Annotated in this window: 21 protein-coding genes and 1 tRNA gene; 12 read left to right on the forward strand and 10 right to left on the reverse strand. The window is 72.1% G+C overall.

The genetic code is table 11. The features are described 5' to 3' along the window. Positions 1–58: 58 nt before the first annotated feature. Together ABZ840_RS14495 and ABZ840_RS14500 are read left to right on the forward strand one after the other, a co-directional pair. On the forward strand, positions 59–1309 hold the full coding sequence (locus ABZ840_RS14495) for an amidohydrolase (protein ID WP_361558604.1): 1251 nt from the start codon (positions 59–61) through the stop codon (positions 1307–1309). Between the two features lie 226 nt (positions 1310–1535). Further along, a complete protein-coding gene (locus tag ABZ840_RS14500) occupies positions 1536–2651 on the forward strand; it encodes a MerR family transcriptional regulator (protein ID WP_361558839.1) in 1116 nt (371 codons plus the stop codon). Here ABZ840_RS14500 and ABZ840_RS14505 read toward each other — a convergent pair. Continuing rightward, the gene (locus ABZ840_RS14505; RefSeq protein ID WP_361558606.1) at positions 2635–3897 is read right to left on the reverse strand and encodes an FAD/NAD(P)-binding oxidoreductase; all 1263 of its coding nucleotides are present in this window, start codon (positions 3895–3897) and stop codon (positions 2635–2637) included. The two genes, ABZ840_RS14500 and ABZ840_RS14505, sit on opposite strands and share 17 nt — an antisense overlap. 225 nt (positions 3898–4122) lie before the next feature. Between ABZ840_RS14505 and ABZ840_RS14510 the strand changes: the two genes are divergently transcribed. Together ABZ840_RS14510 and ABZ840_RS14515 are read left to right on the forward strand one after the other, a co-directional pair. Next, a complete protein-coding gene (locus tag ABZ840_RS14510; RefSeq protein WP_361558609.1) occupies positions 4123–4635 on the forward strand; it encodes an AMP-binding protein in 513 nt (170 codons plus the stop codon). 20 nt (positions 4636–4655) lie between these two features. Continuing rightward, positions 4656–4871, forward strand: a complete 216-nt coding sequence (locus tag ABZ840_RS14515) for a hypothetical protein (RefSeq protein WP_361558612.1) — start codon at positions 4656–4658, stop codon at positions 4869–4871. A 92-nt stretch (positions 4872–4963) separates the two neighbouring features. Here ABZ840_RS14515 and mscL read toward each other — a convergent pair whose 3' ends face one another. From mscL to ABZ840_RS14540, 5 genes are all read right to left on the reverse strand, one after another. Continuing rightward, entirely contained in the window at positions 4964–5491 is a 528-nt protein-coding gene (mscL, locus tag ABZ840_RS14520; protein WP_361558615.1) for a large conductance mechanosensitive channel protein MscL, read from the reverse strand. A 637-nt stretch (positions 5492–6128) separates the two neighbouring features. Next, a complete protein-coding gene (locus ABZ840_RS14525) occupies positions 6129–6962 on the reverse strand; it encodes an S-methyl-5'-thioadenosine phosphorylase (RefSeq protein WP_361558618.1) in 834 nt (277 codons plus the stop codon). Between the two features lie 99 nt (positions 6963–7061). Further along, complete coding sequence (locus ABZ840_RS14530; protein WP_361558621.1) at positions 7062–7388, reverse strand: FmdB family zinc ribbon protein; 327 nt, start codon at positions 7386–7388, stop codon at positions 7062–7064. Between the two features lie 68 nt (positions 7389–7456). After that, the gene (locus ABZ840_RS14535; RefSeq protein WP_361558842.1) at positions 7457–8677 is read right to left on the reverse strand and encodes an MFS transporter; all 1221 of its coding nucleotides are present in this window, start codon (positions 8675–8677) and stop codon (positions 7457–7459) included. 438 nt (positions 8678–9115) lie between these two features. Continuing rightward, positions 9116–10621 carry a potassium/proton antiporter gene (locus ABZ840_RS14540; protein WP_361558845.1) on the reverse strand — a complete coding sequence of 502 codons (1506 nt, stop codon included), beginning with the start codon at positions 10619–10621 and terminating at the stop codon, positions 9116–9118. Between the two features lie 193 nt (positions 10622–10814). Between ABZ840_RS14540 and ABZ840_RS14545 the strand changes: the two genes are divergently transcribed. Next, the gene (locus tag ABZ840_RS14545) at positions 10815–13523 is read left to right on the forward strand and encodes a penicillin acylase family protein (protein ID WP_361558624.1); all 2709 of its coding nucleotides are present in this window, start codon (positions 10815–10817) and stop codon (positions 13521–13523) included. A gap of 109 nt (positions 13524–13632) precedes the next feature. Here the strand turns inward: ABZ840_RS14545 and ABZ840_RS14550 are convergent, their stop codons facing one another. Beyond that, positions 13633–14265 carry a 5-formyltetrahydrofolate cyclo-ligase gene (locus ABZ840_RS14550; RefSeq protein ID WP_361558627.1) on the reverse strand — a complete coding sequence of 211 codons (633 nt, stop codon included), beginning with the start codon at positions 14263–14265 and terminating at the stop codon, positions 13633–13635. Positions 14266–14321: 56 nt separating this feature from the next. Between ABZ840_RS14550 and galU the strand changes: the two genes are divergently transcribed. From galU to ABZ840_RS14585, 7 genes are all read left to right on the forward strand, one after another. After that, positions 14322–15224, forward strand: a complete 903-nt coding sequence (gene galU / locus ABZ840_RS14555; protein ID WP_361558630.1) for a UTP--glucose-1-phosphate uridylyltransferase GalU — start codon at positions 14322–14324, stop codon at positions 15222–15224. A 4-nt stretch (positions 15225–15228) separates the two neighbouring features. Then, positions 15229–16551, forward strand: coding sequence for a gephyrin-like molybdotransferase Glp (glp, locus tag ABZ840_RS14560; protein WP_361558633.1), 1323 nt, complete (start codon positions 15229–15231; stop codon positions 16549–16551). A gap of 114 nt (positions 16552–16665) precedes the next feature. Beyond that, positions 16666–17178 carry a cyclic pyranopterin monophosphate synthase MoaC gene (gene moaC, locus ABZ840_RS14565; protein WP_361558636.1) on the forward strand — a complete coding sequence of 171 codons (513 nt, stop codon included), beginning with the start codon at positions 16666–16668 and terminating at the stop codon, positions 17176–17178. Next, entirely contained in the window at positions 17175–17705 is a 531-nt protein-coding gene (locus tag ABZ840_RS14570; protein ID WP_361558639.1) for a MogA/MoaB family molybdenum cofactor biosynthesis protein, read from the forward strand. Before moaC ends, ABZ840_RS14570 begins: the two co-directional genes overlap by 4 nt. Continuing rightward, complete coding sequence (locus tag ABZ840_RS14575) at positions 17702–18334, forward strand: GNAT family protein (protein WP_361558848.1); 633 nt, start codon at positions 17702–17704, stop codon at positions 18332–18334. The genes ABZ840_RS14570 and ABZ840_RS14575 overlap by 4 nt, the downstream gene beginning before the upstream one ends. 151 nt (positions 18335–18485) lie before the next feature. Next, a complete protein-coding gene (gene glpR, locus ABZ840_RS14580) occupies positions 18486–19625 on the forward strand; it encodes a gephyrin-like molybdotransferase receptor GlpR (protein WP_361558642.1) in 1140 nt (379 codons plus the stop codon). Positions 19626–19700: 75 nt separating this feature from the next. Further along, positions 19701–19773 (forward strand) — tRNA-Ala (locus ABZ840_RS14585). 201 nt (positions 19774–19974) lie between these two features. On the opposite strand, the gene ABZ840_RS14590 is transcribed toward ABZ840_RS14585, so the two are convergent. The 3 genes from ABZ840_RS14590 to ABZ840_RS14600 all read right to left on the reverse strand — a co-directional run bounded on the left by ABZ840_RS14590 (position 19975) and on the right by ABZ840_RS14600 (position 22251). After that, complete coding sequence (locus ABZ840_RS14590) at positions 19975–20874, reverse strand: DUF2637 domain-containing protein (RefSeq protein WP_361558645.1); 900 nt, start codon at positions 20872–20874, stop codon at positions 19975–19977. Positions 20875–20959: 85 nt separating this feature from the next. Then, entirely contained in the window at positions 20960–21169 is a 210-nt protein-coding gene (locus ABZ840_RS14595; protein WP_361558648.1) for a hypothetical protein, read from the reverse strand. Between the two features lie 566 nt (positions 21170–21735). Next, positions 21736–22251, reverse strand: a complete 516-nt coding sequence (locus tag ABZ840_RS14600; RefSeq protein ID WP_361558651.1) for a M23 family metallopeptidase — start codon at positions 22249–22251, stop codon at positions 21736–21738. Between the last annotated feature and the right edge of the window lie 65 nt (positions 22252–22316).

A 22316-nucleotide genomic window follows, 5' to 3' on the forward strand; every position in this document is an offset into this window, starting at 1 on the left:
CTCCGGACGCGCGGCGTCCGCTGTCCCGGTATGGCCCTTCCGTGATCGAATACGGCACATGAGCGATCGCGCGCGAGAGATGGTCCTGGCCCCGCTCGACGCCCGCATGGCGGACCTCGAAGCCCTCTACGAAGATCTCCACCGGCACCCGGAACTGTCCTTCCAGGAGACCCGCACCGCCGCCGAGGTCGCCCGGCGCCTGAAGGCCGACGGCTTCGACGTGCTCACCGGCATCGGCCGGACCGGCGTGGTGGGCGTCCTGCGCAACGGCGACGGGCCGACGGTCCTGCTGCGCGCCGACATGGACGCGCTCCCCGTGACCGAGCAGACCGGCCTGCCGTACGCCTCCACCCACGACGGCGTCATGCACGCCTGCGGCCATGACGTCCATGTCACCTGCCTGATCGGCGCCGCGGGGCTGCTCGCCGCCGGACGCGACCACTGGTCCGGCACCCTCGTCGCGCTCTTCCAGCCCGCCGAGGAGGACGGCGGCGGCGCCCAGAAGATGATCGACGACGGCCTCTACGACAGGGTCCCGGTGCCGGACGTGGTCTACGCCCAGCACGTCGCGCCACTGGGCGCGGGCCTGATCGCGTACCACGACGGCGCCTGCATGGCCGCCGCCGACAGCCTGCGGATCACCTTCCACGGCACCGGCGGCCACGGCTCCCGCCCCGAGACCACCGTCGACCCGATCCTGATGGCCGCCGCCTTCGTGCAGCGCGTGCAGTCCGTCGTCGCCCGCGAGACCGCGACGCGGGAGCAGGCCGTCGTCACCGTCGGCTCCTTCCACGCGGGCGACGCCCCGAACGTCATCCCCGACCACGCCACCGTCCAGCTCAGCATCCGTACCTTCGACGAGGAGGTGCGCGCCCGCGTGCTGGCCGCCGTCGACCGCATCGCCCGCGCCGAGGCCGCGGCGTCCGGTGCGGCGCGCGCCCCGGAGACCGAGACCATCGCCGGTTTCCCCGTCACCCGCAACGACTCCGAGGCGCTGCGCGAAGTCAACGCGGCCTTCGCCGGGCTCTTCGGCGAGCAGGCGCTGTTCCCGTACGACCCGGCCTCCGGCAGCGAGGACGCGGGCGTGCTCGCGACCGCCGCGGACGCCCCGCTGTACTACTGGTGGCTCGGCGGCTGGGACCCGGAAGCCTTCCGCAAGGCCCTGGAGGCCGGCCGGATCTCCCAGGACATCCCGTCCAACCACTCCGCACGGTTCGCCCCCGTCCAGCAGCCCACCCTGACGATGGGCACCCGCGCCCTGGTGGCGGCCGCCCTGACCGGGCTGGGGAGGGAAGCGGCGGGGGGCTGAGGCGGGGGCTCGCCGTGGGCCGGTGACGGCGTTCCGGTGGGGGCGTTGACCTTGCCCTTGGGGCAGAGCCCAGCCTCGGTCGTGGAAGGCGGTCGGACGGTCGGGCGGCCGAGCGGGCCAAGGCCCTGTACGGCTACGACCAGGGCCAGGGCCAGGGCCAGGACCAGGGCCACGGCTGTGGCTATGGCTGCGGCTGCGGCGAGGCACGGGGGAGGGGCGACGGATGATGGCGGACGGTCTGCTGACGATCGGGGCGTTCGCACGGGCCTCCCGGCTGTCCCCGAAGGCGCTGCGGCTCTACGACGAGCTGGGCCTGCTGCGCCCGGCCCGCGTCGACCCGTTCAACGGCTACCGCTTCTACGCCCGGGACCAGCTCGAACGGGCCCGCCTGGTGGCGTGGCTGCGCCGCCTGGGCATGCCGCTGGCCCGCATCCGGACGGTGTGCGACCTGGCCCCCGCCGAGGCCGCCGCGGAGATCGCGGCGTACTGGACGGGCGTCGAGGCGGACACCGCGGCCCGACGTGACCTGGCCGCCTTCCTCATCGACCAACTGCGAGGAAGGGACCCGGCCATGACCCACGGGACGATCACCGGCATCCGCTACGCGGCCCTGTCGGACACCGGACTGGTACGCGAGGGCAACCAGGACACGGCGTACGCGGACAGCCGCCTGCTCGCGGTCGCCGACGGCTTCGGCGCGCACGGCGCGGCGGCCGGCACCGCCGCCATCGAGGCACTGCGCAGCCTCGGCGATGCCCCGGCTCCGCAGCCCGGCGACATCCTCAACACCCTCAGCGAGGCGGTCGAGCGCGCCCACCGTGCCGTCGCGGAGCACAGCGCGGACGAGGACAGCGGCACCACCCTCACCGCGATGCTGCGGACCGGCTCCCGGCTGGCGCTGGTGCACGTCGGCGACTCCCGCGCCTACCTCTTCCGCGACGGCGGCTTCTTCCGCATCACGCACGACCACACCCTCGTCCAGTCCCTCGTCGACGAGGGCCGCCTCACCCCGGAGGAGGTGTCCGCGCACCCGCAGCGGTCCCTGCTGCTGCGGGCGCTGAACGGCCGGGACGGCGAGGTCCCCGTCGCGGACCTGAAGCTGCACGACGCCCGGCCCGGGGACCGCTACCTCCTCTGCTCGGACGGTCTGTACGGCGTGGTCCGGGACGCCGACCTGCGCGGCGTCCTGGCCTCCGGGGGCACGCCCGAACAGGCCGTGCGCGACCTGATCGGGCTCGCCCGTGCGGCCGGGGCCCCGGACAACGTCAGCTGCGTCGTCGCGGACACGCTCCCGGCCGCGGACCTGCGGACGGAGGGCGGCGAGGTCAGGCCAGGCCCTTGAGCATCCCGTGCCAGTAGAACTGCGGCAGTCCGTACCGCTTGAGGAACCACATGTCCGTCCGCTCCTTCGTCGTGTCGAGGAACGGCACCGAGGGAGCGGGCTTCAGCTCGTAGTCGAACTCCGCCAGCAGCATCTTGTGGCGCGCGGTGACCAGCGGGCAGGACGTGTACCCGTCGTACCGGGCCCGGAGCGGCCGGCCGCGCAGCGAGTCCCGGAGGTTGGCGACCAGCACCGGGGCCTGCTTGCGTACCGCCGCGCCGGTCTTGGACGTCGGGAGGTTCGCCACGTCCCCGAGCGCGAACACCTCGGGGTGGTCCGGGTGCTGCAGCGTCGCCGGATCGGCCTTCACGTAACCGAAGGGCGAGTCCGGGTCGGCCAGCGGTCCGCCGGCTATCCACTCAGGGGCCGCCTGCGGCGGCACGGCGTGCAGCAGGTCGTAGGAGATCGTCTCCTTGTCGCCCGTCGCGTGGTTCACGATCACGGCCTCGCGCGCCGCGCCGTCCACGGACACCATCTCCGACCGCAGTCGTACCTCGATGCCGTACCGCAGGGCCACGTCCTCCAGCACCCGGCCGAACTCCGGCACCTTGAACATCGCCGTCTCGGGCAGCACGAGCACGACCCGTATCCGGTCCAGCACGCCGCGCTTGCGCCAGTGGTCGGCCGCCAGGTACGCGATCTTCTGCGGCGCGCCGCCGCACTTCACCGGCCCGGCCGGCATCGTGAACACCGCCGTGCCGCTCTTCATGCCGCGGATCAGCTCCCACGTGAGCGGCGCCAGCTCCGGGACGTAGTTGCTGCTCACGCCGTCGTGGCCGAGGGCCTGCGCGAGGCCGGGCACGCCGTCGGGGTCCAGCCGCAGCCCCGGCGCGAGGACCAGCCGGTCGTACGAGACGGTCCGGCCCGAGGCCGTGCCGACCGTACGGGTCGCCGGATCGACGGACACCGCCGACTCCCGCAGCCAGTGCACGCCGGCGGGCATGACCTCGGCCTCGGTGCGTAACGACGCCCGCAGCGGCGCCTGGCCGCCGCCGACCAGCGTCCACAGCGGCTGGTACCAGTGCGTGCCGGAGGGCTCCAGCACCGCCACGTCCGGCGCTCCGGCCCGCCGCAGCCGTGCGGCCACGGTGATGCCGGCGGTGCCGCCACCGACGATGACGATGCCGTGGTGGATCCGGGAGCGGTCCTCGGACGGAGACCCGGACGGGGACGAGCTCCCGTGCGGGTGGTGGGGTGAGGTGGACATCTGCGCCTCCTGAGTCGGTGAGCGGTGTGCACCGCCGGACCGGGACCGGAAGCCCGCCCGGCGGGTTGCCCACAGGCTCTCAGGGGCAGGGTGGGAGGGCGAGGCCACACCAGGACGCTCCGCGGCGGTGCGGAGCACCGATGCCGCGGGGCTCTGCAATGTCGATGGCCGGGGCATCCATCGCACGTTCAATGAACGTTGATCCACGGCCGCCACGCTGGGCACATGTTGCGCCGCGTACCCTCCGAGCCCGCTGATCCGGGCCTCGCTCCGCAAGCGATGAAGGCCGCCCTGAGCTGGACCGGTGAGCCGGGCCGCTTCGACGAGCTGACCCACGAGCAGCTCATCGACCAGTCCGTACGGGCCGCCGCCGCCCTGGCCCGCTCCGGCGTCCGCACCGGCGACCGGGTGGCCGTCCATCTGCCCCTGGTCCCCGAATCGGTCATCGTCACGCTGGCGTGCGGCCGGATCGACGCGGTGCGCAGCACCCTGCCGGTGTCGATGCGGGCCCCCGAACTCGCCGAGCGGCTCAGGAGCTCCGGGGCGAAGGTCGTGATCACCGCGGACGCCGGCTTCTGGGACGGCGCCGTGCGCCCGGTGAAGCCCGTGCTGGACCGGGCCCTGGCGCGCGGTGGCACGGACGTACGGACGGTGCTGGTCGTGAGCCGCTGCCCGCGCCCCGTCGCCTGGCAGCCGGGCCGCGACCGCTGGTGGCACGAGGCCCTCACGGCCGACTGAACCGGTCGTACCCTGGAGGGGTGAGTGAGACAGCGGACGCCGCAACCGAGAACGAGGGCCGCCCGAGCGCGGGGGAGAGCCGGCCGGGGGCTGCCGCGTTGATCTTCGATGATCCGCTGGACCAGCAGTCGTCCGACGACACGGACCGGGGCTGGGGCGAGCGTCCCCGGCCGGGTGGCGGAAGCGCCGCCGACCTGGCGCGCTTCCTGGACGAGAAGCCGCCCCATCACCTCTGACGGCTCCGCCGAGCCGTGACGGCGGCTCTCCGGACCGCCGCTTCCGCGGCTGCCCGGAGAGCCGGCTCCGTGGCGTGGAACGGCCGTACGCGTCAGTTCTGCGACTTCTCCGTGGAGACGGGGCCGGAGGCGGGCCCGGGGATCGCGCCGGCGCCCGTGGCGGGCTCCGAGCCGTTCCGCTGGCTGACCAGCGCGTCGCGGATCTGCACCAGCAGCTCGACCTCGGTCGGGTCCACCGGGCCCTCCTCGACCGGCTTCTTGGCGTCCTGGCGCGCCTTCCACTTGTTCATCGGAAGGATCATGAGGAAGTAGACGACCGCGGCGGTGATCAGGAACGTCAGCGCGGCGCTGAGCACCGAGCCCCAGAGGATGTAGATCCCGTCGGTGAACTCGCCGGTCTTCGGGTCCGGGCTGCACGTGGCGCTCAGGCAGGTCTTGTAGTGGTCCAGGTTCTGCGACCCGAGCGCACCGATGATCGGGTTGATGACGCCCTTGACCACAGCGTTCACGATGTTGGTGAACGCGGCTCCGACCACGACGGCAACCGCAAGCTCGACCACGTTGCCGCGCAGCAGGAATTCCTTGAATCCCTGCAGGACGCCGCTCTTCTCGTCGCTCACCAGACAGCCTCTTTCCACACGTACTACGGACGCCGAGCCCGTCCGGGGCATCGGCACAACTTACGAAACGGCAGGACACGGCCGACCGGGCGGACACAACGGACCGGCGGATGGACGGTGCGTGAGTACGGTTCAGCATGGCGTTACCGCCGTACGGGGCGAAATCGCCACATTGCGACATCGCGTGGCTGCCCCACCGTTCTTCACAGTTTTGCTTGCCATGTGCGTATCGGCCAGTAGAACGGAATGGCTGAAACCGCCCTCGGCGCGGGTTTCGCCGGCCGGTGAGGTGATCGCCAGAGTGGCCGCGATGGCCGTCAGGCCAGCGAAAACGGCGTACCGCCGGGTTTTCGGCAGGGGTGCTCGCCGGCGTCGCGCACCGCCGATGCGGAATGGCTCGAAGTGTGGAACCTCACACAACGGGGGTGTGGGGAGAGGGGGGTTGGTGTATGGGGAAGGCGTCATTTCGGTCACCGCCGGAGAAAGGGGATCGCGCGTCCGGCGTCGGTGCGCCGGGCCGTCGGACGGGATCACCCTGACCGAAATCGGCGGAGGCCGTCGGAGCCTGTGGACGGGCGGAGCGGCTACCCGCCGGTTGTGGACATCCCCGTCACCCGCGAGGGTGGGCGCCGTGCCGTCAGGGCAGCTCGATGCCCAGTTCCCGGTCGCCGTGGGCGGTGCCGCAGTCGCAGTCGCGCGACGTGGCCGCGGGCAGTGCGGCCACCGCGTCGAAGAGGACCTCGCGCAGCCGGCCGATGTTCTCGGCAAAGACCCGCAGTACGTCGTCGTGGGAGACGCCGGCACCGGCCTCGGCGCCCGCGTCCAGGTCCGTGACCAGGGTCAGCGAGGTGTAGCAGAGGCCCAGTTCGCGGGCCAGGACCGCTTCGGGGTGGCCCGTCATGCCGACGACCGACCAGCCCTGCGCGGCGTGCCAGCGGGACTCCGCGCGCGTCGAGAAGCGCGGGCCCTCGATGACCACGAGCGTGCCGCCGTCGACCGGCTCCCAGCCGCGCCCGCGCGCCGCGTCGGTGGCGACCCGACGACCGGCCGGGCAGTACGGGTCGGCGAAGGCGGTGTGCACCACGTTCGGGATGCTGCCGTCCGGCAGCGGCACCCCGTCGAAGTACGTCTGCGTACGGGTCTTCGTGCGGTCCACGATCTGGTCCGGTACGAGGAGCGTGCCGGGCCCGAACTCCGGGCGCAGGCCGCCGACCGCGCACGGGCCCAGGACCTGGCGGACGCCGGCCGCGCGCAGCGCCCACAGGTTGGCGCGGTAGTTGATGCGGTGCGGCGGGAGGTGGTGGCCGCGGCCGTGCCGGGGCAGGAAGGCGACCTGCCGGCCGGCGATCTCCCCGAGGAAGAGCGAGTCGCTGGGCGGTCCGTACGGGGTCTCGACCGTGACCTCGGTCACCTCGTCGAGGAAGGAGTAGAAGCCCGAACCGCCGATAACGCCGATCTCCGCGTCCGCCATGCCGGGCAGACTACCGCCCCGCGTACCGGAATCGGCCGTGTCCGGCGGAATGCCGAGGACCCCGCCGTCGGGCGACGGCGGGGTCCTCGGGGAGAGCTGTCAGGCGGCGGAGCTGCTGCTCGACGTGGTCGAGGAGGAGCTGCTGCCGGAGGTGGTCGAGGAGGAGCTCGACGACTTGCTGTCGGAGCCGCTCGACGAGGAGGACGAACTCGACGTCGAGGCCGACGCCGGGCTGCTGCTCGAAGAGGAGCCGCGGCTGTCGTTCCGGTAGAAGCCGGAGCCCTTGAAGACGATGCCGACCGCCGAGAAGACCTTCTTCAGACGGCCCTGGCAGTTCGGGCACTCGGTGAGTGCGTCGTCGGTGAACTTCTGGACGGCCTCAAGGCCCTCGCCGCACTCGGTGCACTGGTACTGGTAGGTCGGCACTAGTCTTCCTCCTGGCACTCTCACTCAATGAGTGCTAACGACGATCCATAGTGCAGTATTCCGGCGCGTCAGTCCACTGTGACCGGCACACGGTGACCGACTCCACGCGCCGCGACCCGTCCCTTACCGGGCGGAACCAGGCGTCCGCGCAGCCCCGCGAGCACCAGAAAGGCCAGCGCCGTACCGGCCAGCGGCACGAAGAAACCGGCGCTGGGCCCGAAGCGGTCCGCGAGCTGCCCCGCGGTCGTGGCGGCCGCCGCCTGTCCCAGCGCCACGGCGCCGGTCAGCCAGGTGAACGCCTCCGTACGGGCCGAGGCCGGCACCAGCGACTCGACCAGCGTGTAGCCGGTGATCAGGGCCGGCGCGATGCACAGGCCGACCACCAGGCCGGTCGCGCCCAGCAGCGGTACCGCGGAGAGCGCCCACAGCGGAGTGGTGGCCAGCGCCAGCAGCCCGTAGGCGACCAGCAGTCGGCGGCGGGGGCCGGTCTTCCAGGCGATCGCGCCGCAGGCGATGCCCGCGAGCATGTTGCCCGCCGCGAAGATGCCGTACAGCACGCCGTTGATGCCCGGCTGCCCGATGGACTCCGTGAAGGCCGTCAGCGAGACCTGCATGCCGCCGAAGACCGAGCCGATGCCGAGGAAGACGGCGATGAGCACCCGCACGCCGGGCACGGAGAGGGCCGAGGCGCGCTTCTCGCCGGGCTGCCCCGTGCGGTGCGCGGCCGGCTGGCTGCGGTGCTGCGACGCGAAGAGCAGACCGCCGGCCAGCGACAGGACGGCCTCGGCGATCAGGCCGGCCGCCGGGTGGACGCTCGTGCACAGGGCGGTGGCCAGCACCGGGCCCACCACGAAGGTGAACTCGTCGGTCACGGACTCGAAGGCCGCCGCGGTCGACATCAGCGGGCTGTCGCTCAGCCGCGCCGCCCATCGTGCGCGCACCATCGGTCCCACCTGGGGCGTCGATGCGCCCGTGGGCACCGCGACGACCAGCAGCGCCCACAGGGGCGCGTGCAGCAGGGCCAGGGTGATCAGGGCCGCCACGGAGACCGAGTGCACGGCGACTCCGGGGAGCAGGACGGCGCGCTGCCCGAAGCGGTCTGCGAGCTTGCCGCTCTGCGGGGCGAACAGCGCCATGGAGATACCGGTCGCGGCGGAGACCGCGCCCGCGGTGCCGAAAGAGCCGGTGGTGTGCTGGACCAGCAGGACGATGCCGATGGTGAGCATCGCGAAGGGCTGCCGGGCCAGGAAGCCGGGCAGGACGAACGCCCAGGCTCCCGGGGTGCGCAGGAGCTGTCCGTATCCGGGGCGCTTGCCCGAGGGGTCGCCCGCAGGAGCGCTGCCGGTGGTCGCCGGCTGGTCCTGGACCGTTGATGCGTTCTGGACCGTGGATGCCACGGCCGGGCCTTTCCGCCGCCTGGTGACGCGCTCGTGAGGTCATCACGGGGAACGCGCCGAGAGCTGTCCTCTCGCGCTGGACCGAGTGATACCGGGTCCGCACCTGAGAGGTGGCTGCGTCACGCAGGGGACCGCGGCCGCCGAGCGGTCGCGCCAGCTCTGCATCAGGCAGAGTGGGTGTCGTGCATTGCCCTCACATACTACAGGCGAGACGGTGCCGCAGCCTGTGATCCCATTGGTGAGATGTGTCCCACACCTGGGAACGTCCGGGCGGTGTCCCTCCCTTGAGGGCGAGAGCCCCGGCCGCCTCGGAGGGGGCGGCCTCCGCCCTCACCTCCGGGGTGCCGACGCCCCGCTCGTCCCCAGCCAGCCCGCCAGCTTGCCGCCCTGGGAGACCGCCTGGAGGCGCCGCTCGGCGGCGTCCCGCACCGGGTCGGTGGCGACGACCAGGAGCTCGTCGCCGCGCCGCAGGACGGTCGTGGGGGACGGTACGAAGCTCGTGCCGTCCCGGACCACCAGGGTGACCGCGGAGCCGGCCGGCAGCCGCAGCTCGGCGATCTCCACGCCGTGCATCCGCGACTTGGGACCGATCGCGGTCGACAGGAGGTGGCCGCGCAGCCGCTCCAGGGGCGCGGACTCGATGCCGAGGTCGGCGGCCTCCTCCTTGTCGCCGATCCGCAGCCGCCGGGCCAGCCAGGGCAGCGTCGGTCCCTGCACGAGGGTGTAGACGACCACGAGGACGAACACGATGTTGAAGACACGTTCACTCTCGGGGACCTTGCCGACCATCGGGATCGTCGCCAGCACGATGGGTACGGCGCCGCGCAGCCCCGCCCACGAGAGCAGCGTCTGCTCGCGCCACGCCATATGGAAGGGCCGCAGGGTGAGCACCACGGAGAGCGGGCGGGCGACCAGCGTCAGTATCAGCCCGATGACGATCGCGGGCAGGATGTCGTCGCCCAGGTTGTGCGGCGTGACGAGCAGGCCGAGCAGGATGAACATGCCGATCTGGCCGAGCCAGCCCAGCCCCTCGGCGAAGCCCCGAGTGGCGGCGGAGTGCGGCAGCTTGGAGTTCCCGAGCACCATCGACGCCAGGTAGACCGCGAGGAAGCCGGAGCCGTGCGCGAGAGCACCCGCGGCGTACGCGGAGACGGCGATGGCCATGACGGCGATCGGGTACAGACCGGAGGCCGGCAGCGCCACGTGCCGCATGCCGAACGCTCCGAGCCAGCCGATCGCCAGGCCGATCGCGGCGCCGATGGCCAGCTCCAGGGCGATCTCGCCGATGAGGACGTACCAGTGCTCGACCGGGCCCGCGGTGGAGAACGCGACGACCAGGATGACCACGGGGGCGTCGTTGAAGCCCGATTCGGCCTCCAGGACGCCCGTGAGGCGGGCCGGCAGCGGCACGCTGCGCAGCACCGAGAAGACCGCCGCGGCGTCGGTGGAGGAGACCACCGCGCCGATGAGGAGCGCCTGCCGCCACTCCAGCCCGACCAGATAGTGCGCACCGGCCGCGGTGACCCCCACGCTCACCGCGACACCGAGGGTGGAGAGCAATGCGGCCTGGGGCAGGGCCGGTCTGATCTCTTTCCACTTCGTGCCGAGACCGCCTTCTGCCAGGATCACCACAAGTGCGGCATAGCCCAGGATCTGGGTCAGTTCGGCATTGCTGAAGCGGACTCCGATGCCGTCCGCCCCTATGGCGACGCCGATCCCCAAGTAGATGAGCAGGCTGGGGAGCCCGCTGCGCGAGGAGATCCGTACGGCCGCCACGGCGACGAGCAGCACGAAGGAGCAGACCAGCAGGAGTTCGTTGAGGCGGTCGACAGTCAGGGGCCGGGTCCTTCCAGGTTGCTGTCCGGGCGGAGGTCCACCCGGATTTTACTTACTATATCTAGTTACTGACCCTAACAATTTACCATTGCTTGAACATCGGGGCCGTTGGTGGTGACTCCGCGTAGGGGTCGCCGATCCGGTGCGCCTATGGTTGCTCCAGCACTCCCACCCTGCCCCTCGAAGGACAGAGATGCCCGCCAACAAGTCCGGCCCCGCTCCGAAGAAAAAGGGGCGGCGCGCCCGCCTCGTCGTCATCTTGGTCGTGCTTCTGCTCGTGGCGGGCGTCGGCTACGGGACGTTCTGGGGCGTGAGCACCGTCCGCGCCTCCTATCCGGAGACCACCGGGTCCCTGAAGATGCCGGGCCTCTCCAGCCCGGTGGACGTCATGCGGGACGGCAACGGCATCCCGCAGATCTACGCCGACACCGATGAGGACCTCTTCCGCGCCCAGGGCTACGTCCAGGCCCAGGACCGCTTCTGGGAGATGGACGTCCGGCGTCACATGACGTCCGGCCGCCTCTCCGAGATGTTCGGCAAGAGCCAGGTGAAGACCGACTCGTTCCTGCGCACCCTCGGCTGGCACGAGACCGCGCAGAAGGAGTACGACACCAAGCTGTCGGACAGCACGAAGAAGTACCTCGACGCCTACTCCGCAGGGGTCAACGCCTACCTGGAGGACCACGAAGGCTCGGCGCTGTCCCTCGAATACGCGGCGCTCGGCCTGCAGAACGACTACAAGCCGGGCAAGTGGAAGCCGGCCGACTCCGTGGCCTGGCTCAAGGCCATGGCCTGGGACCTGCGCGGCAACATGCAGGAAGAGATCGACCGCTCCCTGATGACGAGCCGCTTTTCCCAGAAGCAGATCGCCGAGCTCTACCCGTCGTACCCGTACGACCGCAACAAGCCGATCGTCCAGGGCGGCGCCGTCGACCCGGCGACCAAGGAGTTCGACCCCAAGGCCACCGCGAGCGGCACCCAGTCCGCGGCCGGTGCCGCCGGGGCCCTTCAGAGCCAGCTCTCCTCGCTCTCGAAGACGCTCGACGACGTGCCCGCGCTGCTCGGCCCGAACGGCAACGGCATCGGGTCCAACTCCTGGGTGGTCTCCGGCAAGCACACCACCACCGGCAAGCCGCTGCTGGCCAACGACCCGCACCTGGCGCCCCAGATGCCCTCGCTCTGGTACCAGATGGGCCTGCACTGCCGATCACAGAGTCCGAACTGCAACTACAACGTCTCCGGCTACACGTTCTCCGGCATGCCGGGCGTGGTCATCGGCCACAACCAGGACATCTCCTGGGGCATGACCAACCTCGGGGCCGACGTCTCCGACCTGTACCTGGAGAAGGTCAGCGAGAACGGCTACCTCTACGACGACCGTGAGGTGCCCTTCACGACCCGCAAGGAGACCATCAAGGTCGCCGGCGGCTCCGACCGGACGATCACCGTGCGGTCGACCAACAACGGGCCCGTGGTCTCCGACCGCGACGACGAGCTGGCCAAGGTCGGCAAGGACGCCCCCGTGGGCAACTCCGCGCCCGACCGCGGCGACGGCTACGCCATCTCCCTGAAGTGGACCGCGCTCAGCCCCGGCCGCTCGATGGACGCCGTGTTCGAGATGAACCGGGCGTCGGACTGGAACGGGTTCCGCAAGGCGGCGCGCAACTTCGAGGTGCCGTCGCAGAACCTGATCTACGCCGACACCAAGGGCAACATCGGCTACCAGGCGCCGGGCCGCATCCCCGTACGCGGCAAGGGCGACGGCTCGCTGCCCGCGCCGGGCTGGGACCCCGCCTACAAGTGGGACGGCTACATCCCGCAGTCCGCGCTGCCCTGGGAGCTCAACCCCAAGAGCGGCTACATCGTCACCGCCAACCAGGCCGTGATCGACCAGGACAAGTACCCGTACCTGCTCACCAGGGACTGGGGCTACGGGGCGCGCAGCCAGCGGATCGACGACCTGATCAAGTCGAAGATCAAGGACGGCGGCAAGATCTCCACGCACGACATGCAGACCATGCAGCTGGACAACAGCAGCGAGATCGCCGAACTGCTCACGCCGTACCTGCTGAAGCTCGACGTCAAGGACAAGTACGTCCGCGAGGCGCAGCAGCTCCTGGAGGGCTGGAACTACACCCAGGAGTCCGACTCGGCGGCGGCCGCGTACTTCAACGCGGTCTGGCGCAACACCCTCAAGCTGGCCTTCGGCGACAAGATGCCCAAGGAGCTGCGCGTCGAGGGCCAGTGCCTGACGGTCCACCCGGCGAACTCCACCGGCCCGGCCGACGACCTGCAGAAGTGGGTCCGCGAATGCGGTGAGCGGGCCAAGGACAACGCCCAGCCCGACGGCGGTGACCGCTGGTTCGAGGTCGTACGGAAGATCCTCAACGACCCGGACAACGACTGGTGGAAGACCGAGGACCGGCCCGGCCGCCCCGGTGACAAGAACCGCGACCAGCTCCTCGCGCACGCCATGCAGGACGCGCGCTACGAGCTGACCGCGAAGCTCGGCAAGAACATCAACACCTGGAGCTGGGGCCGCCTGCACCAGCTGACGCTGAAGAACCAGACCCTCGGTACGGACGGCCCCGGCATGTTGCAGGGCCTGTTCAACCGCGGCCCCTGGAACCTCGGCGGCGGCGAGGCGGCCGTGGACGCCACCGGCTGGAACGCGGCCGGCGGCTACCAGGTCGTCTGGGTGCCCTCGATGCGGATGGTCGTCAACCTCGCCGACCTCGACAAGTCGCGGTGGATCAACCTCACCGGCGCCTCGGGGCACGCGTACAACGCCCACTACGACGACCAGACCGGCAAATGGGTCAAGGGTGAACTGCTGCCCTGGGCCTTCTCCGAGAAGGCCGTCAAGGCAGCGGCGAAGGACACGCTGACGCTGTCCCCGTGACGCCGCCGCCGGCGCGCTGCGCCGGCCGCACGAAAACGGCCGCCGGGCCGTCCCGAGAAGATCGGGGCGGCCCGGCGGCCGTCGTTCCGGCCCTTCGCGGCCGTCGTTCTCAGGCCCCCTCGGGGGCCACCGTGAAGCGGTGCACCCCCGACGGCGTCACCGCCGCCTGCACCGGCCGGTCGTGCGCCTCGGCCGGCACCTCCGCCAGCACCTCGCCGTCGTACAGCAGCACCACCAGCGCGGGCGTGGCACCGGCGCGTTCCAGCCGCGCCAGCACCCGGTCGTAACTGCCGCCCCCGCGGCCGAGACGCAGCCCCCGCCGGTCCACCGCCAGACCCGGCAGAAGCACCGCCTCCGCCTCCGTGACGGCCTCCGGGCCCAGCCGGGGCCCCGCGGGCTCCAGCAGCCCCCGTCCGGCCTTCACGAGCCGCTCAGGGCCCTCGTACGCCGCCCAGTCCAGGTCGTTGTCGGGCAGCAGGACCGGCAGCAGCACGCGTACGCCGGTCTCCCGCAGCCGGTCGAGCAGCGCGCGGGTGGACGGCTCCCGGCCGACGGACACGTACGCCGCGACCGTCCGGGCCTCCGCCAACTCCTCGAGCTGCAGTGCCCGCTCGGACAGAACCGATCCGGTCGCCGACACGTCATCCCTAGGAAACGAGTTCCTCACTTCGATGAGGTCTTGTCGCAACGCGCGCTTTCTAGCGTCATTCGTGGTCACTGTGCGCCCTTGCTCCACTCTCATGCGCCTTTTACCGGACCATCATGAAGCGTCACATAGCTCCGGTTATCGTGTGGCGCATGACTGAATCGCGTACTCGGATCCGTAAGGCTGTCATCCCGGCGGCCGGTCTCGGCACCCGCTTCCTGCCCGCCACCAAGGCGACCCCGAAGGAAATGCTGCCGGTCGTCGACAAGCCAGCCATCCAGTACGTGGTGGAGGAAGCCGTCACCGCGGGGCTCTCCGACGTCCTGATGGTCACCGGCCGCAACAAGCGCCCGCTGGAGGACCACTTCGACCGCAACTACGAGCTCGAAGAGGCGCTGAGCCGCAAGGGCGACCAGTCGCGGCTCGCCCGCGTACAGGAGTCCAGCGACCTGGCGACGATGCACTACGTGCGCCAGGGCGACCCGCGCGGCCTGGGCCACGCGGTGCTGTGCGCCGCGCCGCACGTGGGCGACCAGCCCTTCGCCGTCCTCCTGGGCGACGACCTGATCGACCCCCGGGACCCGCTGCTGCAGCGCATGGTCGAGGTCCAGGAGGAGCACGGCGGTTCCGTCATCGCCCTCATGGAGGTCGACCCCGCCCAGATCGGCCTCTACGGATGCGCGGCGGCGACGCCCACCGGCGACGACGACGTCGTCACCGTCTCCGACCTGGTCGAGAAGCCGGACCCGGCCGACGCGCCCAGCAACCTCGCCATCATCGGCCGCTACGTGCTCGACCCCGCCGTCTTCGAGGTGCTGCGCAAGACCGAGCCGGGCCGCGGCGGAGAGATCCAGCTGACCGACGCCCTTCAGGCGCTCGCCGCCGACCCCTCGATCGGCGGCCCCGTGCACGGCGTCGTCTTCAAGGGCCGCCGCTATGACACCGGTGACCGTGGCGACTACCTGCGTGCCATTGTCAGACTGGCATGCGAACGTGAGGACCTGGGCCCGGACTTCAAGGCCTGGCTGCGCAGTTACGTCACCGAGGAGATGTAGGGCTTTGAGCGGGAGCGGCACCACCGACCGGACCAGCCACCACGACCGCGTCTGGTCGGTGGCCGACCACATGGACGACGTCCTCTCCAAGATCCGTCCGCTGGAGCCGATCGAGCTCCAGCTGCTGGACGCCCAGGGCTGCGTCCTGGTCGAGGACGTCACCGTGCCCGTCGCGCTGCCGCCCTTCGACAACAGCTCCATGGACGGCTACGCGGTGCGCGTCGCCGACGTCGCGGGGGCGACCGAGGAGTTCCCCGCCGCGCTCACCGTCGTCGGTGACGTCGCGGCCGGCAGCGGCGACCTGCCCACCGTCGGGCCCGGCGAGGCCGCCCGCATCATGACCGGCGCCCCGCTGCCCCCCGGGGCCGAGGCCGTCGTCCCCGTGGAGTGGACCGACGGCGGCACGGGCGGCGGTCCCGCCGCCACGATGCGCGCCCACAGCGCCGACCCCGCGGGCGCGAGCGGCGAGGTCCGGGTGCACCGCCCCGTGGAGTCGCGCGCCCACGTGCGCGCCCGGGGCAGCGACGTCACGGCGGGCGAGCCCGCGCTCGCCGCCGGCACGGTCCTCGGGCCGCCGCAGATCGCCCTGCTCGCCGCCATCGGCCGCGGCACCGTCAAGGTGCGGCCGCGCCCCCGCGTCGTGGTCATGGGCACCGGCAGCGAGCTGGTCCAGCCCGGCGAGCCGCTCGGTCCCGGCCAGATCCACGATTCGAACAGCTTCGCGCTGACCGCGGCCGCCCGGGACGCCGGGGCCATCGCGTACCGGGTCGGCGCGGTCGCCGACGACGCCGAGACGCTGCGCGCCGCCATCGAGGACCAGCTCATCCGCGCCGACATCGTCGTCACCAGCGGCGGCGTCAGCGTCGGCGCGTACGACGTGGTCAAGGAGACGCTGGCGGACCTCTCCGGCGAGGAGGGCAGCGTGGAGTTCCGGCGGCTCGCCATGCAGCCGGGCAAACCGCAGGGCTTTGGGCTCATCGGGCCCGACCGCACCCCGCTGCTGGCGCTCCCCGGCAATCCGGTCAGCTCCTACGTGTCCTTCGAACTGTTCGTGCGCCCCGCCATCCGCACCCTGATGGGCCTGCAGGACGTGCACCGCTTCACCGAGCGGGTCCGGTGCACCGAGGACATCACCTCCTCCCCGAAGGGCAAGCGGCAGTTCCTGCGCGGCCGCCACGACCCGGTGTCCGGCACGGTCACCCCGGTCGGCGGCGCCGGCTCGCACCTCATCAAGGCGCTCGCGCACGCCAACTGCCTGATCGCGGTCCCCGAGGACGTCACGGAGGTCGCCGCGGGCGACGAGGTGGACGTGCTCCTGCTCGGCTAGCGCGCCGGTCCGGATCGGCCGTGTCCCCGTAGCGCCCGGCTGCCGGGGTGACGGCCGCCCCCTGCGGGTACGGTGTCGTCGCACAGGCGCGGCACGGTCCGGACCGGGAGAACGATGAGCAGCGGTCAGCAACACCTCACCCACATCGACGCGGCGGGCGCGGCCCGCATGGTCGACGTATCCGAGAAGGACGTCACGGCGCGCATCGCCCGCGCCAGCGGCCGGGTCCTCGTCGCGCCGCGCGTCATCGAACTGCTGCGCGGTGAGGGTGTCCCGAAGGGCGACGCCCTCGCCACGGCCCGCATCGCGGGCATCATGGGCGCCAAGCGCACCCCCGATCTGATCCCGCTCTGTCACCCGCTCGCCGTCTCCGGCGTGAAGGTCGACCTCTCGGTGGCCGACGACGCGGTGGAGATCCTGGCCACGGTGAAGACCACCGACCGCACGGGCGTGGAGATGGAGGCGCTGACCGCCGTCACGGTCGCCGCGCTGACGGTGATCGACATGGTCAAGGCCGTCGACAAGGGCGCCGTCATCACCGACGTACGGGTGGAGGAGAAGAGCGGCGGCAAGTCGGGCGTCTGGACGCGCGAGGGCGCGGCCGGCCGTACGGAGGCGGGCGCGTGAGCGCGCACACGGACCCGGCAGGCCCGTCGCGCTCCTACCGGGCCGTGGTCGTGACGGCCTCCAACCGCGCCGCCGCCGGGGTCTACGCCGACAAGGGCGGCCCGCTGATCGCCGAGGCGCTCACCGCGCTGGGCTTCGAGGTCGAGGGTCCCCGGGTGGTCCCGGACGGCGACCCCGTGGAGGCCGCGCTGCGCGAGGCGGTCGCCGGCGGCCACGACGTGGTGATCACCACCGGCGGCACCGGCATCTCGCCGACCGACGCGACGCCGGAGGCCACCCGCCGGGTGCTCGACCACGAGGTCCCCGGCATCGCCGAGGCGATCCGCGCCGAAGGACTGGCCAAGGTGCCCACAGCGGCCCTCTCCCGGGGCCTGGCGGGCGTCGCGGGCCGCACCCTGATCGTGAACCTCCCCGGCTCCACCGGCGGCGTCCGGGACGGCCTCGCCGTACTGGAACGGCTCCTCGTGCACGCCGTCGAACAGCTTCGCGGGGGCGACCACCCGAGACCGCCCGGGAGCACGCACTGAACGCGCCCTGGCCGGTGGAGCTGGCGGACGGCGACACGGCCCTCCGCCCGATAAGGCTGCGCGACCAGCGGGCCTGGCGCGAGGTCAACCGGCGCAACCGCGACTGGCTGCGCCCGTGGGAGGCCACCATCCCGCCCGCGCCGCCCGGGGCGCCGCCGGTACAGCGGCCGACCTACCGTCAGATGGTGCGGCACCTGCGGGCGGAGGCGCACGCGGGCCGCATGCTGCCGTTCGTCGTGGAGTACCGGGGCCGGCTCGCCGGTCAGCTGACGGTCGCCGGGATCACATGGGGATCGATGTGTTCGGGCCATATCGGGTACTGGGTCGACGAAGGCGTCGCGGGGCGCGGTGTCATGCCCACCGCGGTCGCGCTCGCCGTCGACCACTGCTTCCGGACGGTCGGTCTGCACCGCATCGAGGTGTGCATTCGCCCCGAGAACGTGCCCAGCCGCCGGGTGGTGGAAAAGCTCGGCTTTCGCGAGGAGGGCCTGCGCCCCCGCTATCTGCACATCGACGGCGCCTGGCGCGACCACCTGGTTTTCGCGCTCACGGCCGAGGAAGTACCGGGCGGGCTGCTCGCGCGCTGGCACCGGGAGAAGCCCGGCACCTCAGGGACATCCCACAAATAAAATATGTGTTCGAATTAATCCATCAATTCAACACATTCGCAGTGCGTTGATCGCAACAATCACAAAAAAAGTTCGAGATATCAGCCAGATCGTGCGACACACCGGCTCAATTGGCGGATGGCCCCGCTCAAACCCCTCTACCGTGTGAGGCGTGAGCAGCAGCGGCCTCATCTACGCAGTCATCGTCGGGGCCTGGGCCGCCTACTTGGTGCCGATGTGGCTCCGTAGGCAGGACGAGCTCAATGAGGCCCGTCCCACGGAGCGCTTCAGCACCGCCATCCGGCTCCTGTCCGGGCGGGCGGCGATGGAACGCCGGTACGCCAAGGGGCAGGAAGGGCGCTCGGCCGACGATGCGAGCGGGGAACGGGACCCGGACGGCCAGGCCGAAGAGGCCGGCGTCCGGTCCGCAAGCACGCCCGTGGACGAGGACCGCCCGCCCGGCGGGCACCCCGCGGACGCCCGCGCCCCCGAGGAGCGCGAGGCGCCCACGACCGTCCAGCCCCAGGTGCCGGCGCAGCACCGCCCCTCGTCCGCCGAGCGCACGAAGCGGGCCCGGGTGCTCGCGCGCCGCCGCCGCACGATCACGGTGCTCTTCCTGGTCTTCACCGTCGGCGCGGTCGTCGCCGGCGTGGGCGGCATCACCTACCTGTGGGCGCCCGCCGTCCCGGCCGTCCTGCTGAGCGCGTACATCGTGTACCTCCGCGTACAGGAGCGCCGCCGGTTCGCCTTCACGATGGACCAGCGGCAGGCCGAGGTCGCCGCGCAACGGCTCCGGGAGGGCCGCGCCCGCCCTCCTCGGGCGGGGCTCCGTCCGGCCGGCGAGGAGAGCCCCGCCGCACCGGCCGCCCCCGTACCTGAGCCGGCGGGCCCCGAGTCCGTGCCGAGCGTGAGCCGCCGCGCCCCCGCCGAGCGGCCCGAGCAGCAGCACCGCTCGACGGGCGCCGGCGACGGCGCGGGCTGGGACCCGGTCCCGGTGCCGCTGCCCACGTACGTCACCGCTCCCGTGGCGCCACGCTCCGGCGGCCCCGTCGACCTCGGCGCCGACGACGCCTGGAGCTCCGCCCGCTCCGGCACCGCGGGCGGCACGGGACAGGCAGCGGGTGCCGGCGCCCCGGCCGGACCGGCGTCCGGTGCCGGCGTGCCGGGTGCGGGCGGCGCCGGTGCCGATCAGCGTCCCGCCGCCGGCCGGGAGCGCCCGGCCGGCGGCCGCCGCGGCCGTACTCCGCTCTTCGACCAGTACGCCGCTCCGGCCGACGAGGGGCTGGACCGCCCCCGGGCGGCGAACGAGTGAGCCGCCGTCCCTGACCAGCGCGGGAAGCGATTTCCGAGCACGGCCGGAGGGATGCTAGAGTTTCACTCGTCGCAAGGGCCTGTGGCGCAGCTGGTAGCGCACCTCGTTCGCAACGAGGGGGTCAGGGGTTCGAATCCCCTCAGGTCCACCGACACCAGAGCCCCTACCGGGAACACCGGTAGGGGCTCTGGTCGTTCTTGGGGCAATCGGTCTTGTGACGGGCGGTCGGCTGACGACGGGGCGGTCGTCGGCGGGGCGACGGGTGATCCGCCCTGAGGCCGGAGGCGCCGATGCGCGGGCCGGAGGGGGCCGGCCCGGCGCGGTCGGCCGGGATCTCGCGGGCGGCCGGTCAGGATCCCGTGCGCTGGCGGTGGTTGCCCTTGGCGTTCTGGGCGTGCCGGGCGACGACCGAGGGGGCGGGGGAGAGGTCCAGCTGGCGGACGAGCTGGTGGAAGCAGAGCAGGACCGTCACCGGCGGCAGCCCGGCCACGGTGATGCCGGCCGGCGTCGTCGGGGTGTGGGCGATGCACAGCAGCATGGCGACGGCAGCGAAGAAGATGACGACGAGCCAGGACTGCGCGGTACGGCGGCGGTAGGCGCGGGCCCGCAGGATGGAGAGGGTGGCCGCGATCCAGGGGCCGTAGATGAGCAGCGGCCACAGGTCGGCGATGTGGCGCGGGGCGACGCCGCCGGCCAGGGCGCGGAGCGAGGGGTAGGACGCCAGCGCGCCCAGGATGCTCACCGCGATGACGATCAGGGCGGTCAGCGTTACGGACGCCATGCTCAGCGCCCGCCGCCAGGACCAGTTGCGGGCGCACTTGCGGAGCAGTGACGTCTTGCGGTGCCGGGTGGGCGGCACGGCCGGAGTGGGCTGCGGGGCCGGCACGGGCTGCGGCGCCACCACGGGCTGTTCGGCCGTCTCCAGGAGCTGCGCGAGCTCGCCCTCCAACTCCTCCACCACGGCGGCGTCCCAGCCGTCGGCCGTGGTGCCGAGCACCACGTCGTCCCGGAAGAGGGGCATGCCGGCGAAGCCGGGAGCGGAGCCGAGTTCGTCGGCGGCCTGGCGCGGCAGCCGGTGCCGTCCGGAGCCGTCCTGGTATCCGCTGCCTTCCGGAAAGACGGGGGCGTCGCGGAAACCGGGACCGTCACGGAAGCCGGCGCCGTCGGGGAAACCGGCGCCGTCGGGGTGTCCGGGGCCGTCCGGGTATCCGGAACCGCTCGGGTAGGGGACCTGGGGTGTGTCGTACACGTCGGCTCTCGTGGGGTTCGATGGGGACCGGGACCGAGGCGGGGCGGCCCGGACCGCGGGACGGTTCGGGACCGGCGGGAGACCCCTACCGTCTGATGCCTGGCGGGCGTTCCGCGCGGTCCCGCGGTCCCAGGGCGGCCTCGATCCCGTCGAGGGCCGACAGCAGCACTTCCAGCAGGTCGCCGGTGTGCTCCAGCCGCACGCACTGCCCGGCACGCTCCAGGTGCACGTCCTGACCGGCGCCGGCCGGTCCGGCGACCGCTGAACTCAGCTGCCAGGCACCGAGTCGCCGCATTCGCGGAATGCTTGTCTCAGGCATACTCCGTCAACGAAGAAATCGGCGCGGAGAAACGTGGCATCCGGGTAATTCGAGTTTGATTTTACAGCCGTCGGGAATGCCTACCGGCTGATGTTTTTCTGCAATAGAAAGCCCTTGGGTAAATATGCTGAGCGGGCTCGTCCGTGAGCGGTGGGGCGTCGCCCGCAGGCGCGGGAGCCCCGCCTCGCCCGGCCCTGCCCCGCCCGTCGTCCCGGTCAGACCGCCGGGCCGCGAGCACCGCGGCGGTCGCCGAGCGTGTCGGACCGCCCCCGGGATTACCCCATTCGGCCGCCCGGCCGCGCAGATGAACGTGAAATGTATTTGAGTGCGCAGGGGGCGAGCGGGCCCTGCTCGATATACCGATTTTCGGGTGGCGGCCCGAAAATTTCGGCGGCGCGCAGCACGTTGTGCGATTCGCCGCCGGCGGCCGGCGGCGGGGCCCTCCGACGGGGATCGGCCAATCCGGTGGTCCCGGCCGGCACGCTTTCCCCATCCGTACCGATGCCGGGGCCGGTCCGCGTCGGAGGGCGGCCCGTCCGTGCCTACTTCATGTGTACGCCGCGCCGGGAGAGGTACCGGAGCGGGTTGACGTCGTTTCCGTAGCCGCGCGCGTTGCGCACCTCGAAGTGCAGGTGCGGGCCGCTGGCCCGGCCGGTCGCACCGCTGGAGCCCAGCCGCGAGCCGGCACCCACCGAGCGGCCCGGCCGGACCGAGATCTTGGAGAGGTGGCCGTACACGATGTAGTGACCGTCGCGCATGCGAACGGTGACCGCCTTGCCGTAGGCACCGGAGCGCCGCGCCAGGACCACGGTGCCGGGTCCGACCGAGCGGACCCGGGAGCCGGTCGGTACGGCGAAGTCCACGCCCGTGTGGTGGCCGGCCGCCCAGTCGCCGCGCACGCCGTACGAGGAGGAGATGTAGTACGGCGCGGTGATCGGCCGGGCCCAGCCGCCTGCGGCCTTGGCCGCCGCGGGGCCTTGAGGGACCGTCAGCACCAGCGCGGAGGCGATCGCGGTGGGCACCGTGCCGAGCAGTGTCAGTTCCTTGAGCGCTGTCATAGGGGCGACCCCACCGTTTTCCGCGGGCCGTTGCAATGTGGAAACCCGCCGCTCGGGTCAATGGC

The organism is Streptomyces sp. NPDC047117 (genome assembly GCF_040643545.1).
In the GTDB taxonomy this organism is placed as follows: Bacteria; Actinomycetota; Actinomycetes; order Streptomycetales; family Streptomycetaceae; genus Streptomyces.